The sequence below is a fragment of the Brumimicrobium mesophilum genome, assembly GCF_003025005.1.
GTDB lineage: Bacteria > Bacteroidota > Bacteroidia > Flavobacteriales_D > Crocinitomicaceae > Brumimicrobium > Brumimicrobium mesophilum.
In genome coordinates, this window is sequence record NZ_PVSS01000003.1 from 39006 (window position 1) to 54745 (window position 15740).

Annotated in this window: 16 protein-coding genes; 8 read left to right on the forward strand and 8 right to left on the reverse strand. The window is 31.0% G+C overall.

All coding sequences use genetic code 11. The annotated features are described in order from the left end of the window. The first annotated feature begins 74 nt into the window (after positions 1–74). Complete coding sequence (locus C6368_RS03470) at positions 75–506, forward strand: hypothetical protein (RefSeq protein ID WP_107037791.1); 432 nt, start codon at positions 75–77, stop codon at positions 504–506. On the opposite strand, the gene C6368_RS17230 is transcribed toward C6368_RS03470, so the two are convergent. Both C6368_RS17230 and C6368_RS03475 read right to left on the reverse strand, forming a co-directional pair. Beyond that, entirely contained in the window at positions 483–680 is a 198-nt protein-coding gene (locus tag C6368_RS17230; protein WP_159038416.1) for a hypothetical protein, read from the reverse strand. The genes C6368_RS03470 and C6368_RS17230 overlap by 24 nt on opposite strands. A 120-nt stretch (positions 681–800) precedes the next feature. Next, the gene (locus C6368_RS03475) at positions 801–1712 is read right to left on the reverse strand and encodes an AraC family transcriptional regulator (protein WP_107037792.1); all 912 of its coding nucleotides are present in this window, start codon (positions 1710–1712) and stop codon (positions 801–803) included. Positions 1713–2098: 386 nt separating this feature from the next. On the opposite strand from C6368_RS03475, the gene C6368_RS03480 reads away from it, so the two are divergent. From C6368_RS03480 to C6368_RS03495, 4 genes are all read left to right on the forward strand, one after another. Further along, a complete protein-coding gene (locus tag C6368_RS03480; protein ID WP_107037793.1) occupies positions 2099–3130 on the forward strand; it encodes a helix-turn-helix domain-containing protein in 1032 nt (343 codons plus the stop codon). Positions 3131–3473: 343 nt separating this feature from the next. Next, positions 3474–3830: an iron chaperone gene (locus tag C6368_RS03485; RefSeq protein WP_107038021.1), complete on the forward strand. Its 357-nt coding sequence runs from the start codon at positions 3474–3476 to the stop codon at positions 3828–3830. 6 nt (positions 3831–3836) lie between these two features. Beyond that, on the forward strand, positions 3837–4190 hold the full coding sequence (locus C6368_RS03490) for a DUF4180 domain-containing protein (RefSeq protein WP_107037794.1): 354 nt from the start codon (positions 3837–3839) through the stop codon (positions 4188–4190). A 332-nt stretch (positions 4191–4522) separates the two neighbouring features. Continuing rightward, positions 4523–4867, forward strand: coding sequence for a hypothetical protein (locus C6368_RS03495; RefSeq protein ID WP_107037795.1), 345 nt, complete (start codon positions 4523–4525; stop codon positions 4865–4867). 196 nt (positions 4868–5063) lie between these two features. Here C6368_RS03495 and C6368_RS03500 read toward each other — a convergent pair whose 3' ends face one another. The 3 genes from C6368_RS03500 to C6368_RS03510 are packed head-to-tail and all read right to left on the reverse strand — an operon-like array spanning position 5064 to position 8864. After that, positions 5064–5969 carry a M14 family metallopeptidase gene (locus tag C6368_RS03500; RefSeq protein ID WP_107037796.1) on the reverse strand — a complete coding sequence of 302 codons (906 nt, stop codon included), beginning with the start codon at positions 5967–5969 and terminating at the stop codon, positions 5064–5066. Between the two features lie 11 nt (positions 5970–5980). Beyond that, positions 5981–7033, reverse strand: coding sequence for a glutathione synthetase (locus tag C6368_RS03505; protein WP_107037797.1), 1053 nt, complete (start codon positions 7031–7033; stop codon positions 5981–5983). Position 7034: 1 nt separating this feature from the next. Next, entirely contained in the window at positions 7035–8864 is a 1830-nt protein-coding gene (locus C6368_RS03510) for a flavohemoglobin expression-modulating QEGLA motif protein (protein ID WP_234369078.1), read from the reverse strand. Positions 8865–9215: 351 nt separating this feature from the next. Between C6368_RS03510 and C6368_RS03515 the strand changes: the two genes are divergently transcribed. Continuing rightward, the gene (locus C6368_RS03515; RefSeq protein ID WP_159038417.1) at positions 9216–9626 is read left to right on the forward strand and encodes a hypothetical protein; all 411 of its coding nucleotides are present in this window, start codon (positions 9216–9218) and stop codon (positions 9624–9626) included. A gap of 479 nt (positions 9627–10105) precedes the next feature. After that, positions 10106–10489 (forward strand): hypothetical protein, encoded by a 384-nt coding sequence (locus C6368_RS03520; RefSeq protein ID WP_107037799.1) that lies wholly within the window; start codon positions 10106–10108, stop codon positions 10487–10489. Positions 10490–10618: 129 nt separating this feature from the next. Here C6368_RS03520 and C6368_RS03525 read toward each other — a convergent pair whose 3' ends face one another. Together C6368_RS03525 and C6368_RS03530 are read right to left on the reverse strand one after the other, a co-directional pair. After that, positions 10619–11470, reverse strand: coding sequence for an SDR family oxidoreductase (locus C6368_RS03525; protein WP_107037800.1), 852 nt, complete (start codon positions 11468–11470; stop codon positions 10619–10621). Positions 11471–11481: 11 nt separating this feature from the next. Continuing rightward, positions 11482–11730: a DUF7218 family protein gene (locus C6368_RS03530; protein ID WP_107037801.1), complete on the reverse strand. Its 249-nt coding sequence runs from the start codon at positions 11728–11730 to the stop codon at positions 11482–11484. 437 nt (positions 11731–12167) lie between these two features. Here C6368_RS03530 and C6368_RS03535 point away from each other — a divergent pair, with 437 nt between their 5' ends. Next, a complete protein-coding gene (locus C6368_RS03535) occupies positions 12168–13337 on the forward strand; it encodes a baeRF3 domain-containing protein (protein WP_107037802.1) in 1170 nt (389 codons plus the stop codon). A gap of 256 nt (positions 13338–13593) precedes the next feature. On the opposite strand, the gene C6368_RS03540 is transcribed toward C6368_RS03535, so the two are convergent. Then, positions 13594–15729 carry a catalase gene (locus tag C6368_RS03540; RefSeq protein ID WP_107037803.1) on the reverse strand — a complete coding sequence of 712 codons (2136 nt, stop codon included), beginning with the start codon at positions 15727–15729 and terminating at the stop codon, positions 13594–13596. Positions 15730–15740 lie beyond the last annotated feature (11 nt).

Here is a 15740-nt window from a genome sequence, read left to right on the forward strand (position 1 = left end):
TTTTGACGCATTCAATGACTTGTCGTTTTAGCTGATTATTTTCTATTATTTTTAATAATAAAAACTTCAATTAGATGTTAAATATTGTTTTTTCCTCGCTAATCGCAACTGCTTTAATGACAGTTGCAAGTCTAATCTTTTCAATTTTGATTGGAACCAATTATTTTATCCCAACGAAAATCAATCAATTCTTTTTTCCAAATAAAGATGGTTTCATTCCTAAATTAATCTCTTGGATTATTCATTTTATAATTGGTTATATTTTTGCTCTAATTTGGGTTTTTATTGATTCCTATATATCAACGGAAAATATAATTTATGACGGATTAATCTATGGAGTAATTTGTGGAATAATGGGAATGATTGGTTGGAGATTGATCATTGGAATAAGTAATAAAAAAATGGAGAAGTTTAAATTAGGATATCTTTTACATATTTTTCTGGTCCACATTGTTTATTCCTTAGCCCTTATTTATTGTCTTTCATCTGATATAAGTGGTGTCTAAATAATAACCGTTTTTGCTCTCTACTTTCTCATCCAATTCATCTGGTTCGAATAAATTAGATTTCTTAATTACTTTTTCTTCTTTTTCAATATTAACTCTTTTCGAAGAGGTGTCATTACATGAATAAGCTATCATGATGAAGGCAAAACTTGATAATATTCTTAAAGTCCGCATATAATATTAATTAGTAGTGAATAGTAATAGTGTATCAAAAATAGACTTTAATCTTAACTTTTTTTAACTCAATACGAATTTAGTTTAACCTTATAGATTCAATCTTGTAAAATTATTCTCCTATTTCCTATAATTTCTAGGTGAACATTTGAATTTTAACTTGAAAATCTTAGAAAAATAACTTCTGCTTGTTAATCCAATACTATAAACGATTTCTGAAATATTGAGATTGGTGCTTTTTAGGAGTTCAACGGCTTTGTCTAGTCTGCTATTTCGTACATACTCCATGGCAGTAGAATCGTAAATATCTTTAAAACCTTCTTGAAGTTTTAATGGTGATAGTGCAGCTTTTTCACATAAATATTCAATAGAGTATTCGAAAGAAGGGGTATTTTTAATTTCTTCAGCAACCTTGTTAAAACGTTTCAATTCCTCATTCGTCAAAATGGATTTACTCTTGAGTTCATTGTTTAAAGAGTCCTTGAAATACTCTGCTTTCAATCCCAAGATTTGATAAATTAAACCTTCTAAAATTAATTCCGAATCTTTATTTTCATGAATTCTATTAGACAATTTATCGATATTATTGATTAATTTAGAATAGGGTTTGCCAATGAAAATAGGGATATTAAAAGAAATCTGTGACAAGAAGGCATTTTCGAATTTCATGAAAGAAAAATTTTCATCTGGAGCCTTTTGATTAAATCCTATTATGCAAAATCGATAGTAATTATTTTTTTCAAAGAAAAGGTTAACACCTTCCAAATTGTCATCATAAATTACAGCACTTTGAAAATCTGTTATTGACTTTTGTTTGTCAATATTAAAACTTATATCCAGACCTCCTTTCCAACTAAAGATAAAATACAGTCCTATTTTACTTTCGCAACTTATATTAAATGTATGATTGTCCACACCTATAAAAGAATACTCTTTATAATAGAAGTCGTTGAGTGAATGATTAACAAAAGAACAACTTTCGAAAGCGAAAGAAGTAGGGAATTCATTAGTAGTAATTGTATTTGGTTCCATTTTCTTTAATCGTTAAAACATATTCATTGAAATTAAAGCACTATTTATATTCATCAATTTTATGAATCTTTTCAAAGTAATAATGATGAAAAACGCATAAAAATTAACCTAAAAGAAATTTTAAAAGCTTTTAACATTATAAAGCGGCAAAATTTTATGCACCTAAATTACAACCAAGCTTGTATATTTTTATGCAGTTTAAATCAATTTAACATAAAAAATGTTATGATTTCACTACATTTTTTGCTTCTTAAGATTAAAGGTTTATGCGAGTGTACCTATTTCGATTTAATATTCTAGTCGATTATCAATTCTGCTAATAATTTATTGAATTCAGTTAATAGTAAATTTTTATTAACTCTAGTTTTGCGAACTAAATTTTAAATATGACTACGATACAAATTCATTCAATACCATTAAAGGAAGTCATTAGAGATCTAGCTGAAGAGTTTGGAACTTCTTATACTGAAAACTGTGATGAATACACTGTAAATATTCCACCGCCTTTCGGTTCAGGAAAAATTAGTGGTATCAATTTCAAAGATGGATTAGGTATAATTATTTATAACTGTACTTTTAATATTGATTTAGAAATTCGTTTTATTGTGAATGAAGTTCATCCCTTAAAATTTTTGTTCTGTGAAGCTGGTCATTTAACCCATTATTTCGAAAATGATGAAGTTGAACATAAAATAGATTTACTCGAAAATATCATTATTGCAAGTTCAGCTCATAATGGACACATAATTAATTTTAAAGCAGCACAGAAAACTATTATCAATAGCTTGGAAGTAAATCGTGAATTATTTGCCGAAAAGAAAAGTTGTGAAATCAATCAATTGGATGAACATCTTCAGTTGTTATTTAATGATGTTAAGGCAACCCAATCCTTTTATCACCATGGTAGTTATAGCGTGAGAATGGCAGATCTTTTTAATGAAATAAATGGATTTGCAGAAGAGAGTTTTGTTAGAAACCTCTTTTTAGAAGGAAGCGCATTTAAAATATTGAGTTTACAATTAATACAATATAGCGACGATATTGCTCCCAAGGGAGATAGTTTGGTTTTAAGAAAAATGGAAATGATGTTAGTTCAAGAGGCTTCTTCAATTATCAATAGCGAAATTTTAAACTTTAAAAGTGTTCAGGATCTCTCCAATAAAGTAGGAATAAATGTAAATAAATTACAGAATGGTTTTAAAGTGCTCTACCAAACCACCGTAAATGGATATGTTCAAGATAGAAGGTTAGATTTAGCGAATAATTTTTTAAAGAATTCCGAATATACAATTTCAGAAATTGTAGATCTTATTGGTTTATCTAGTAAGAGCTATTTCTCAAAGCTATTTAAAGAGAAATATGGTCATTCTCCTTCAACAGTAAGAAAAAACAATAAAAATCAAAAACGGCTAAAGTAGAATTCCCTTCTGCTATAATTTTGTTTTCATTGGGAATGTTATTTGTTGGTAATTATTAATTGAAAAAACAGAAGAAAATTAGAAGTGTATAAACCTTTTTTGCAGTCTTGGTTATTTACTAATCTTCTTTTATTTATGGAAAACCCCGTTGTTCTAACATAACTTATTCCAAATTTATCATTGTATAAATTATGGGTCTTTGCAGGTTTATTCGGTGTAATGGCATGTGTTATTTATAAATATGATATTTGGAGAAATGTTAACTCCACCTTTTACCTCGAGTTTTTTTGGTTCTTATTTTAGTATCTTGGTATTTTAGTCCAGCAAATAGAAAACGATGAATATGGAAGAATTAAAACCTAAAACAGTGGATGAATATATCGATAATTCACCTGTAGAATCTCAAGATATTATGATGACGCTCAAAAAACTAATCGAAGCTACAGCACCAAATGCAGAGGGTGGAATTAGTTGGAATGTACCCATTTACAAACTAAACGGTGTTCTTGCAGGATTTTCATTGGCTCAAAAGCATGTCAGTTTTGGAATAGATTCATTAACCGACGATATGCGTGAAATACTGGAAGAAAAGGGTTATAAAACAGGGAAGAAAACTATACAAATTAAATTCAATCAAAAAGTACCAAAAATTGAGTTTAAAAAGTTGATTAAAGAACAGGTAAAACTAAACGAACAATAAGATCAGATGGAAATTAAAGAACATTCGCACAATGAGGTTAAAATTGCTGAAGTAATTTCTGATAAAATACTGATTAATTGCATAGAGGATGCTTTGGATTTAATTGGAAATATTTATTACCAGGGATTTGATAGAATGTTGCTTCATGAGAAAAATATTTCACCCGATTTTTTTGATTTAAAAACAAAATTGGCTGGAGACGTACTCCAAAAATTCACTCAATATCGAATGCCGTTAACTATAATCGGAGATTTTTCAAATTATTCAAGTAATAGTTTAAAAGACTTTATTTTCGAAAGCAATAAAGGAAAACAAGTTAATTTTCAGTTTTCAGTCGATGAAGCTTTAAAAAATGTTTAAATGATCTGAAGTAAAATTCAGAATTACGGACTTCAGGCTTCAGAATTTTCTCAGCATCAAATAAAAAACTGTGATTTATCAAATGCAGAATTATTTGATGTGAAGTTAATTTTAGGAACTTTTTCAAATATTAAATCGATAGAAGAGGTTTGGAATAGTACTGCATAAATAATGATATTATTTGTTTTACGAATTTCGTTTTTGAGATAACTTTATCATTTATTTTGTTGGGTTAATAATATACTTTAGAGGGTTAAAAGTTTCCAATGAAACACTGATGAATTTAAGTTTTCTTTTTTAATTTTCGAAAGCTAAAACAAAAGAAAACTATTATGGAAAGTGATTTTGATAAAAACGAGTTAGATTACGTTCGCCAGTATGAAGCTGCAGGCTATACTGAAGAATTTCAAATTATAAATGAAAAATTACAAAATTTAGAAACTAAAAGAAGTTATTCACCCGATGAAATTACTACTTTAATTGAACATCGTAATGAAGGGATAAATAATTCTTCTGATGTATATTTATTATATGTTGTTGAAACTAATGATGGGAGCAAAGGAACTATTTTAGCAAGTTATGGTTCGGATTCCAATACATCAATTCATGATTTTATGGAAAAAGTGCCAGAAACTAGTATAAAGGAAAGTTCTAAGTTGCGCCCTGAAGGAAAATAAATTAAACAGTAATATTTTTTTGATTTCCTGCACTTTTCGAAATATAAGCTTTGATTGGCCCGTATCGGAGTTAATATGACAATGAACAGTTGAGAAGCTTGGTTCGTGTGAGAACCAAGTTTTTTTTGTGAATAAAAGTCATGTATCTACAGTTTTATCAATTGATTACCTATTGATTTTAAACTAGATATTGAATTTATTTTACTTCTCGAATTATGAAAAAACCGTCATTTCCCTGGGATTGATAAAATGGCATAAATATATAATCATCCCATTCACTTATAATTTCCTTTCCATTTTGTAAGGCAAGTATTTCTCCTTTTTTTAATTTTTGAAAATTTGTATAACCTTTCAACATTGCGAAGTTATCTTCGTCTTTCAATCCATGACGATAAAGTATTTCAAAGGTCTTCTGTTGCGGTTTAAATTGATTAAGATGGTCTATTGCTTTTGGAAAATTTGATAATTCATCAAATTCGAGCGAACACGCATTTTTTAAAGCCAACCATATCATTCCTTCGTGATTCATAATTGCAGATTTACTTTCGTGTTGGCCACCTTCAAAAACAAATCCAGTTAGTCCGGTTCTACTTAAATAATGATCAATACAACCATAAACAATATCGCTAAATCCACGAATAATATGTGTTGGAAAATGCTCAGCCCATTGATAATTGTCATTCACATTTTGGACGGAAATGTATGGTAAACTGTCTGAAGAGGTAGTGTGGCAGTCTAGAAAATACCTTTTCTCATATGACTCTAAAGGATAATTTTTCAACAACTCAATTATTTGAAACATCTCAACCTTCTCACTAGAATCAGTGATTTGCTTAGTAATGTTTTCTTTTGTCCAAGTTCGATTCAAATCTTCATCGATAAACCTTACCTTTTTTTCTAAAGCCTTAATGTTTCCCAAAACTCCAACAACTGCTCCATTAATTTTAGGTTTTGATATGTTTAGTTCTTCAAAAACTTTTTGAAGTGCTAGAACTCCACTTGGTTCATTTCCATGGACTCCAGCGCTAATAAAAAGTAAGGGGCCATCTTTCCCATTTGTATATTCTCCAATAATTCTTGAATGATCCTTGTCTAAATTCATAGTTGCTTCCTTTATTTCATTGTCGCTAATTCACGATTACTAATGCTGTTTTTGTAAAACTTTTTGTATTCTACTTTCTTTTCAATGGATTGAATAATGGTCTCCGTGAAATCTGGTAAACTCGTTCCTTGTATGTAATCTAGACCTCCTGGACTTAATACATTAATTTCAATCAGTTTATCTTTTACTATATCTAAACCGACGAAAAATAATCCATCTCTTATCAATTTTGGCGCAGTGATGTCAACAATTCTCTGCATTTCAGGTGTTAATCTTGCCTTCTCAGCTTTAGCCCCCAAGGATAAATTACTTCTAAATTCATCTTCACGAGTACTGATTCTTCGAATGATGGCTTGACTTCCATTTTCTTCTAAAATTTGACCGTTCATCAGAATCACTCTAACATCTCCCTCCTTAACCTCTGGTAAGAACTCCTGTGCTATTACATATCCTTTTTCACTAATTGTTTCAATGATTTGATTAAGATTACGTTCATTTTCATCAATGAGGTAAACATTTTGACCTCCTGAACCTTCTAATGGTTTTAACACCATTTTATTGCCGTTTTGTTCATAGAAGTCAAGCAAATCGGCTTTATATCGCGTGATTATGCTTTTTGGTTTTATAATTTGAGGTAATTCTTCGAAATATAATTTGTCTATAAAAGCATGTGAAAGTGCAAATGCATCATTGAGGACCAAAACACCTGATTGCTGAACCATTCTCCCAAATGCAATTCCTGAATGTTCAGCCCAATGTCTATCAGTAGGCTCTTCCGTTGGATTATTTCTCAGAAAAAGTACATCAAGTTCACTCGTACAAAGTTTTTTCTTTTTTAATTTTTCATCTTGAATTTTTAAAAGAAAATCTTCTTTGTTCTTCGCTTTAAATGTCTTCGGAATTTCTTTACAATAAATACTTATTGGCGAATCATAATGAAAATTAAAGTCTCCAACTCCCATAATATAGGTTTTGTGACCACGTTCATGCGCTTTTTTCATCATCAATATTGTAGTACCAGCAGTTTCTGCATCAATTGTACTAACTACAAAACATATTTTTATATTATATTAGTTTAGAGAGAGTTTCTGTGTTTTTGAATTTTTCTAATGCTTCTTTAAAATGGTCTTCATACATATATTTCGGTAAAAGTTTTGGAGCTTTTAATAAACCACGATTAACTAATTCACTGATTGCATCCGTGTGTTTAAGTGCGAACTTTCCGGTCAATAAAATTTCAAAATCTCCTCCATTCTGTAAATAGACTTTCAAATTATACAGCCCTTTTAAATAAATTACATCTTTTAAGAAACCACCACCTTGAAACATTCTTGAGGTGATATTAAAAGCATTTTCTTTACTGAATCCATAATCGTTTTTTAGTGAATTGAATATTTCTGCGAAATCTGCTCCTTTTAAAAGTGCAGCTCCTGCGATTACTCGTCCAGCTAAAATTCTTAATCTATTTCCCGTTAATCCTCCACTTAAATATTCAGCTAATACAGCCAGACCTTCTTGCAATGGATCATACCCTGCCAATCCAACTGATAACTGACTAAGAGGTTGTTGACAACCATTGAAATAGGTGAGGACATGTGTTCCGATTTCATGTTGAATGAGTGCTTGAGCCTCTTTTACATTCATAGTGTAATCTGAAGGGAGGTATAGTTCTCCATTGGAAACCATAATAATGTTTACACTGTCCTTTATATGAACCTTTGAAGAGAAGTTTGAATCTTGACTTTTGAAAAAATTAAATTCTGCCTCAGCCATTCTTTTGAATCCAATAGCATCAATTAAATTAGTATCTTCAGGTTCAATTAATTCTGGAATATCATTTAGAATATGCTTTGCTTCGTTCTCAAGCTCAGTGGTTACTCCTTCATACAACCTTACACTACTGTAAAAGAAATTTTTAGTCCCTCTTTCCTTTAGCATACTTAATTCATGTGCTATTTCTTCTCTCTTTTCGTTAAATAAATAAGCAATTGCAGGATCATCAATTTCATCTATACGTAAATTAAATAGTTCCCTTTTTAAAATATCTGGATCCACGGGTAAAAAACGATAGTGATAATTCAATATTTGCTTGAAATCGCTTTTAAAGAATGTTTTACGTATATTTTGGATGTTGACTGGAGCAACTAAAAGTAGAAATTGATATTGTTTTTGAATTGATGTTAACGCTTTATCTATTTCTAAAACTTTTTCGTGAATTCTTCCTCTTCCAAGTAAATGATAGTCGGTTATTCCTGATGAAGTTTGTATTCTTAAAAACTCAAATATCGTTTTTTGAATAGCTATTGTTAAACTATCTCTAAATTCGCGAAAGTAGACTGGAAAAAGCTTTCCATTTTCATCTCTATAAACTGGCGGAATTTCTAAACCAAGAAGAGTAGCTCCATTATTTTTTAAAGATTCTATTTCGAAAAGTGGCAAACTTTCATCAGTTTGTCGAAAATTTGTTTGCTCTATTCTACATGTTATTTGATAATCTAAATCTTTACTTTCTATCTTTTTTAGATTCTTTTCCATCACATTCAAGGAAATTGGAAGTTTATGCGAAGGACCTTTAATGACAAATTCCTTACTATCCTCTGGTCCACTAAACAACTCAAGCATCAAGAATGCGCCATATTTTTCCGCCATTTTTTTACTTAATGCGTTAAGAAATGAATAAAAGTAGTGGAAGTTTTCATCGTTAATTATTAAATATGAACCACCACTTCTGGCAAGTCTTAAAGTGCCTTCGTCATTTTCAATATTTCTGTAAATCATTAGGAAAGGTACATCATGCTCTAAGGATAAGAATCCACCATAAGGAAGTTCAGAAATTGTTCTCTTTTCCTTATCAATCATCGCAATAATTCTTTCAGTTTCTGTCTTTATTTCCATGGTAAAATTTGAGTATTGGATTTTCAATATAAAAAGTATAATTCTAAAAGGACAATCAATTTTTTGTAATTAATCCTAAAATATTTTTCCTAAATTCAGTTTAAAGATGTCTTTAAGAAGTGGTTTTGAACTCAATTTTCTAATTGTATTAATCTTTAAGTGTTGTTATTTCAGTGACTTGTGTGTGTTTTTGAGTTGGTTTGATTGTTCTATATCTAGATTGTGTAAAATTGAATTGAATGCTTTTATAACAAGCGTGAATTATTTTTTAGCGTTAAACATTTATTCTAATGAGTACAAATTAAATCATTGTATATACTAACTTTATTTCCGTACCAAAAAGCTAAGATTATGAAGTATTTTACTAAAATTATCATGTTCTCTACCTTCAGCTTAATATTCTTCTCTTGTGATAATAAAGATGAAAGACTAATTAATGATGGTGTAAAAGAAACAGAAAGACCATATAATAAGAATAGTTTGGATGATGACAATATCATGGCTGATAGAGAAGAGGATTTAAATTCTGAGATAAATAGTCCAGGAATGGATAAAATGTATAATGATTTAGAAATGACCGATGAACAAATCTATCGTTTTGAAAAGGAATACAACAGTGCGATCAAAGGAATTAAAGATTCTAATCAGGATATGGTAGAAAAAGAGAAACGCATTGAACAAAAACAAGATCAAATTTTAAAATCTGTTTTGTCTGATGACCAATTTAATGATTATAATGAATGGAAAGAAAGAAATAAATAACCTGATTATTTAGGTAATAGAATCTATGCTAGAATAATTTGAAATTTAACTTTAGATGAAAATGATGTTTACTTAATATGTGAACATCATTTTTTTGGCTCCTAAAATCAAATCTATGATTTTTAGATAAAACCGATCAATCAGAAAATATTTTTGGGTTACTAATTATAGTAGCTGTGTTTCTAAAAGAAATAAATTCGCATTCTAAACCTGTCAAGCCAAATAAATCTACTCATTCCGATAAATTGAGACCACGTGAAATTTCCTTTCAACTTCTGGATAATAATAATTTACAAAAAACTGGTTAGTTGAAAGTTGTAGCTCTACTTCAACTTTTTTCACAACATATGTTTACTTGTTAAGTATGAGGTAGCCATTTTAAGTTAATTTATTTATAGTGATAATTTTAAGATGTTTCGCGTCAATATTTCACTTGATATGTGTTTAGTTTTACTGTATAACATTAAAAACATAGTATTATGAGTAATTCAAAAAAAGATCGGGAAGATCAAAACACAAAAAATGCCATAAAGGAAGAAAGTACAGCTTCTTATGATCAAAATTACGATGATGACAACAGACGCCGTAATGAGCGAAACGACCAATGGGAAAGGGAAGATCGTCAAAAAAGAAATGATCGCAATGACCGTTGGGACAGAGAAGATCGTCAGGCCCGTAATGAACGCAATGACCGATGGGACAGAAAGAATTATCATTCACGAAGTGATCAACATGATCAAGAAGGTAGAGAACGCCGTAACAGTAATCCTTCAGGAGACCACCGTGCACAAAACACGAATTCTCGTGAAAATGAAAGCAATGATGGAAAACGTACTGACGAATCAAATTCTACTAAAAAATAAGAAGACTATAAGTTGAATGTGATTTTTACAATATGAAAAGATTGATTTAAAGGAGTATTTTCAATGGAAGGTACTCCTTTTAAATTGAGATTTGCTCTGATCCACAATCAAAGAAAGCGCACTTGAAATTTAGCTTCCAATAATTTCACCTCCATTTACATGAATAAATTGTCCAGTGATATAACTACTATCTTCGGACGCTAAAAACACATAGGCTGGAGCAACTTCACTTGGTTGGCCTGCTCTCCCTAATGGTGTGTCTTGTCCGAAATCTGAAACTGAATCGAAAGTGGAGGGAATCATAGGTGTCCAAATAGGACCGGGAGCTACACCATTTACACGTATATTTTTCTTTGCTAACATTTTTGAAAGTGATCTGGTGAAAGAAACAATAGCTCCTTTCGTACTCGAATAATCCAATAAATGATCACTGCCTCTGTAAGCGGTAACAGATGCGGTATTAATAATTGTGTCTCCTTTTTCGAAATAAGGTAGGACATTTTTTACCATGTAAAAATAGGAGTATATATTCGTTTGAAAAGTTTCATGAAATTGTTGGGTTTCAATTTCATTTATAGAATCTTTAGGAAATTGTACGGCGGCATTATTAATCAGAATATTCACTGTTCCGAAAGTATCAATACACGATTTTACGGCATGTTCACAAAACTTTTCATCTTTCACATCTCCTTTTATAAGGATGCATTTTGTGTTTTCTTTTTCAACTTCTTGTTTAGTTTTTTCAGCATCCTTGTCTTCACTTAAATATATGATTGCAACTTTAGCACCTTCTTTGGCGAAATGAATTGCTATACTTCTGCCAATTCCACTATCTCCTCCCGTGATTATTACAACCTTATCCTTAAGTTTTTCAGCCCCTTTGTAACCTTTTCTTATTATCTCTGGTTCGGGATGCATTTTATGCTGTTTCCCGGGCTGAGATTCTTGTTGTTGTTCAGGAAATTCTGCTGGTTTACTCATCTAATTGGTTTTTAATTATTACGTAATGCCTTAATTAATTCTGCTTTATTCATAGTACTTCGACCTTCAATTCCGATTTTCCTAGCTTGCTTGAGTAAATCAGCTTTAGTACGATCTTCGTATTTATCTGCTTTTCCGCCTTTTTCTCCTGCATCTTTAGTATTAGCAATTCGCGCTGCTTTTTCCTTACTCATTCCTTCATTGCGTAGGGCTTCGTATTGTTCGTCGTTTTTAATTTGAGGTCCATGATCTTTAGCCATCTTTTTAGATTTTAATTAATAATTGTTTTTAAACTTTACCTGATGATAATTTCAGCTAACAATAGTTCAATTAAAATTAATCAATCATAAAGCAATTTATTAGCTTGAAGGAAAATTAAATTAACGCAAAAAAAAATATTATTCTTTAAGCTATAATGTGTAGTCTTTTTAGAATAACCCCATGTTAAATCAACATTTTAAGCAATGTTTTACTCCTTCAATTTTAGAATTTTAGATGAGGTGTTCTTTTAGAACTTTTTCTAACATTTTTTAGGTTAAAATGCTTTAAACTAAGTTTTAAAAAAAGTTCATTTTCGTAAATTAGGAATGTATGGAATTATCTATTTCTCGCTTCTGTTTGAACTAATTAATAGGTCGTGAAGCTTTAATAAATTCCTGCTCATTTATTTATTTACTAACAACTAATTTTAAAAGCTATGAAAAATTTAACGAATGAATTACTGAATGATTTAGCCAATACAAAAGGTGATAATTGTATTAGCATCCTTATTCCAACGAGTAGAGTTAACAACAAAAATGGATATGAAAAGGACAAGCTTTCCTTAAAAAATGAACTAAAGAACATTTCTAATGACCTTCAATATAAAAAGGTAGATGATAAAGAAATTGATAAAAAATTAGCTCCATTTTATGAAATGTTGGAGGACGAAGACTTTTGGGCTCATCAATCTGACGGTTTGGCATTATATCAAACAAATGATCAATTTTACAAATTCAAATTACCTACTTCATTTCAAGCAGTCTCCTTTGTAGGTGAATATTTTTACATTAAACCTCTAATTTCCTACATGAACGAAAGAAAAAACTGTTTTCTAATGTCGCTCAGTTTAAATGAAGTAAAACTTTTTGAATTAGATGGAAATCAAGTCAACGAACTAAATGTAGGAAATCTTATTCCCAACAAGATGACCGATACAGTAGGGGAGGATTATGAAGAGAAACATCTCGAGGGTAGAGCCAGTAGTAATAGAGGAGCGCAAGGCGTAAGTTATGATAATTATCATGGACATGGTAGAAGTAACGATACAGTCAAGAAAAAGGAAGCGCTCCAATATTTCCATCAAATCAATAATGGTTTGGAGAAACGGTTAAATCAAAAGAAAATACCATTGGTAGTGGCTTGTGTAGATTATCTTTTCCCTATCTACCAAGATGCGAATTCTTATAACTTTTTAGAAGAGGAATTCATTAAAGGAAATCCAGAGAATGTGAATATCGATGAATTGGCTGAAGAAGCGATAGGTATTTTATCCAAGTATGATGATAAACGAAGAAAAGATAGAATTGAAAGATTTAATGAATTATATTCTCACCAGCAGGGGTCTAAAGACATTGAAGAAATAATACCGGCTATTATTTCGGGTAAAGTCGAGACACTTTTTATTAATGAGGAGGTTGAGAAATTTGGAAAATATGATTCCAAAAATCATTCTGTCGAAATTTCAAAAGACAGATCTGAAGGAGATAATGAATTAATCAATTTCGCGGTGATCGAAACCTTAAACAATGGAGGAAATGTTGTATCGTTGAGTGAAGAAGATATTCAAATATCAGATTTCACATTGGCTGCCACTTTCAGATTCTAAAATCATCAATTCTTTTAAGAATTAGTAACAAGAATGAGCTATTGTTCATTCTTGTTTTGCTTGCATCTATTGTTTTATTTACTTCCGATATTTAAGGAAAAATTGCTTTTAGATGCATATCCTTTTATGTGATTTTAGCTGCTTTACCACACAATAAAACTTTCATAATCTATTTATAGAGTTTTGTAAAAAAAGAAAATCCTCCAATTTTGAAGGATTCTCTTTCTAAATCTTTATCGGGTTAATTCGAAATTAATTATACAGGAATTTTCGCTGCTATATCCATTCGTTCCCAATTTCTATGCTTGGCTATTGCATCAATGAAGTCATTTGGCTTTTGATTAATAAAAATCGACTTGTCGTCCTTATGCTTTGAAACGATTGTGTCATCAAGTAATTCCTCACCTTCACCATCAACGGAAATTGCTTTACAGTGTTTAAAAGCTTCTGTTATAAATTTCACAAATTTAGGTTCCTCTTTGAGTTTTTTAATGGATTTTTTACCTCCTGGAATATATACAGCATCAAACAAAACACTCTCTGTTGTAGAGATAGAGGCATCTATTTTATGTTCCATATCTTCATCGCATACCAAATTCCCACCGTGTGGAGCGATAATTTCTACCATGGCTCCTTTTTCTTTAAGGTCTTTGGACATTTTCTTGAATTGTTTCATCGAAAAACCATCCGCCATTAAAAATGCGACTTTTCTTGTTGCAATACTATCGAATTTTGTATTGGACTGACTTAGAGCTGGATCACTATCCAAATAATTTTTAGCTTTTGGAGGTTGATTTTTAGTCCCGTCATTGTCTGCACCTATGGCCTGATTAATTGGTTTATCAATCTCTTTTGGAACGGCTAAACCTAAGCCTTTAGCTACCGATTTCGCTAAATCCTTGTTGATCTGAGCAATTATCCATAACATGCGTTGTTTAATATGATCTTGATTACATTTGCCTAATTCAAATATGTAAGCTTCTGCCACATGTTCTTGTTCCCATTTTGCAAGACTTCTGTAAAATAAAGCAGGTTGAGAAAAATGATCACTAAAACTTTCGCTTCTTCCTCTCACTTTTTTGGCATCAATTCGTTCTTCATAAGAATCAAAAGCACCTTCCGACATTTTAGATAAATGTGGACAACCACCTCCTAAAGTATTTGGAAAATAAGCTGTTTGACCTTTTGGAATTTCTGTTTGCATTATTCCATCACGCTGGTTATTATGTGTTTCTACAACTGGTCTATTAATAGGAATCTGATGGAAATTCGGACCACCTAAGCGTGATAATTGTGTGTCTCTGTAGGAAAATAATCTACCTTGGAGTAATGGATCATTTGTGAAGTCTATTCCTGGAACAATATGACCTGGTAAAAAAGCAACTTGTTCGGTTTCAGCAAAGAAATTCTCTGGATTTTTATTCAAAGTCATCTTTCCTATTATTTGTACAGGAACCATTTCTTCAGGAATTAGCTTTGTTGGATCAAGTAAATCAAATTCAAACTTATGTTCGTCTTCTTGTTTTACGATTTGAACTCCAAATTCCCATTCAGGATAATGTCCTGCCTCAATAGCATCCCATAAATCACGTCTATGAAAATCGGAATCAGCCCCATTGATTTTTACTGCTTCGTCCCAAGTTACAGAATGAACGCCAAGTACTGGTTTCCAGTGAAACTTCACAAAATGAGATTCTCCTTTATCATTAATTAATCTAAAAGTATGAATTCCGAAACCTTCCATCATTCTCAAACTACGAGGGATTGCTCTGTCACTCATCACCCAAATTTGATTATGCAATGTTTCGGTTGCATGAGAAACGAAATCATAAAAAGTATCATGAGCAGAAGCTGCTTGCGGAATTTCATTATTTGGCTCTGGTTTTACTGAATGTACTAGGTCAGGAAATTTCATCGCATCTTGAATAAAGAAAATAGGCATATTATTCCCCACTAAATCCCATGTGCCTTCTTGCGTATAGAATTTCACGGCAAATCCGCGAACATCTCTTGCTAAATCTGGAGAACCTTTTGATCCTGCAACTGTTGAGAATCGTACAAAAACAGGAGTTTTTCTTTCTGTGTCATTAAAAATTCCAGCTTTAGATAATTCTGGTATACTTTTATATAACTCAAAATATCCATGAGCTCCACTTCCACGAGCATGCACAATCCTTTCAGGAATACGCTCATGATCGAAATTTGTAATCTTTTCACGTAATAAAAAATCTTCTAATAAGGTTGATCCTCTCTCACCAGATTTTAAAGAATTGTTAGTGTCGTTAACTTTTAAACCTTGATTCGTTGTTAGAGGTTTTCCTTGACCATCTTTAATAGATTTTTCTAATTGATTTTGTTTTTCGGTTTCAAACTTCTTTTTCTTTTTCGCCATGATTTTTGAAT